Genomic DNA, 1752 nt, shown 5'->3' on the forward strand with positions numbered 1-1752 from the left:
GCCGGTGCGGTGGCGAGGCCGGCGTTGCGCAGCCAGTGAAGGTGCACCGCCACGGTCTCCGCGGGCCGGCCAGGGAGGTCCGCGGCGGCGACCGGCCCGGTGGCCAGCCGCTGCACGATCTCGCGCAGCAGGGCGCCGTCGACCTGCATGATTGTGCTCCCGGATGGATGTCCGTCGCCGATGATACCCCGGTGGCGCACTGATGACAGGAGGTGACGGCCATGGATGAGCAGGCCCGGGGGCAGCGCCGCATGGGCCGGGGCATGATGATGGCGTTCTGGGTGCTCGTGCTGGGGCTCGGGACCTGGTGGTTCCAGGGCGTGCTCGAGGACCGGCGCAACCCGAACGCGGGCGTGGCGCAGACCGGCGGAGACGGGCGGGTGGTGCTGGAGCGCAACCGTTCCGGGCACTTCGTCGCCACCGGACGTATCAACGGTGAGCCGGTGACCTTCCTGCTCGATACCGGCGCCACCTACGTCACCGTCTCGCCCGGCACGGCTTCGCGTCTGGGCCTGCGGGAGGGACCGGCGGCGACCTTCAGCACGGCCAACGGCCGGGTACGTGGCCACCTCACACGGCTGGATACCGTCGCCCTCGGAGGGCTCGCGGCCCGGGATGTGCGCGGTGCCGTCAACCCGGGGCTGGGCGACGACACCGCGCTGCTCGGCATGAGCTATCTTGGCCGTTTCGACATCCAGCTCAGCGGCGAGCGCATGATCATCCGCGCGCCGCAGCAGCGGCGCTGAGCCCGCGGGCTCAGGCCGCGGCCTGCCGGGGCGGGGTGGCGTCGCAGCGCTTCAGGGTCACCCGTGCCGCATCGCTCCAGTGCACCAGCGCCAGGTGGCCGTCGGCGGCCTCGGTGAGCGCGGTGCAGCTTTCCACCCAGTCACCGCAGTTGGTGTAGAGCACCCCGTCGATGCGCTCGATCTCCGCGCGGTGGATGTGGCCGCAGACCACGCCGTCCACGCCCCGCCGCCGGGCCTCACGCGCCGCGGCGTGCTCGAATCGGGCGATGTAGTCCGTGGCGTTGGCGACCCGGTGCTTCACGGCGTGGGCCAGCGACCAGTACGGGAAGCCGAGCAGGCGGCGGGCCCGGTTCACCCAGCGGTTGAGCCAGAGCAGGGTGTCGTAGGCGTGATTGCCCAGGGCCGTGAGCAGCGGACCGCACTGCACGACGGTGTCGAACTCGTCGCCGTGGAAGACCAGCAGCCGGCGACCGTCCGCGGTCTCGTGGACGATCTCGCGGTGGACGCTGACGCAGCGGACCTCGCTGCCGGCGTAATCCCGCAGGGCCTCGTCGTGGTTGCCGGGCACGTAGATCACCCGCGTGCCGTTCTCCGCCTTGCGCAGGATCTCGTGGATCACCGCGGTGTGCGCGTCCGGCCAGTGCACGCGCCGGCGGCGGTGCATCTCCCAGAGGTCGACGATGTCGCCGACCAGGTAGAGGTTGTCGCTTTCCGTCTGGCGCAGGAAGGTCAGCAGGAACTCCGCCTGGGCGCCTCGGAAACCCAGGTGCACGTCCGAGATGAAGATGCTGCGGTAGCGCGTTGTCAGCGTGCGTGTCGCCTTCGCCATGATGCCCCCTCGGGCTTGCCGGGACGCGGCCCACGCTGGCACGGCGGGGTTTCACGGATGTGATGCCACGGCGCCGCTTTCGTGACACGGCGCCGTGGGTTGCGGGGCTCAGCGCAGCTGACTGCTGCGGACCCAGCCGCTGTCGCCGTTACGGGTGCGTACGTGCACGTAGCGGCC

General features: G+C 71.4%; 2 protein-coding genes. One reads left to right on the plus strand and one right to left on the minus strand.

What is annotated here, in order from left to right; translation table 11 throughout:
* Positions 1–221: 221 nt before the first annotated feature.
* Positions 222–746, plus strand: a complete 525-nt coding sequence (locus G7A99_RS04695; RefSeq protein WP_163139057.1) for a TIGR02281 family clan AA aspartic protease — start codon at positions 222–224, stop codon at positions 744–746.
* A 10-nt stretch (positions 747–756) separates the two neighbouring features.
* Here the strand turns inward: G7A99_RS04695 and G7A99_RS04700 are convergent, their stop codons facing one another.
* Positions 757–1575, minus strand: coding sequence for a UDP-2,3-diacylglucosamine diphosphatase (locus G7A99_RS04700; RefSeq protein ID WP_163139058.1), 819 nt, complete (start codon positions 1573–1575; stop codon positions 757–759).
* Positions 1576–1752 lie beyond the last annotated feature (177 nt).

This window comes from Arhodomonas sp. KWT (genome assembly GCF_010993615.1).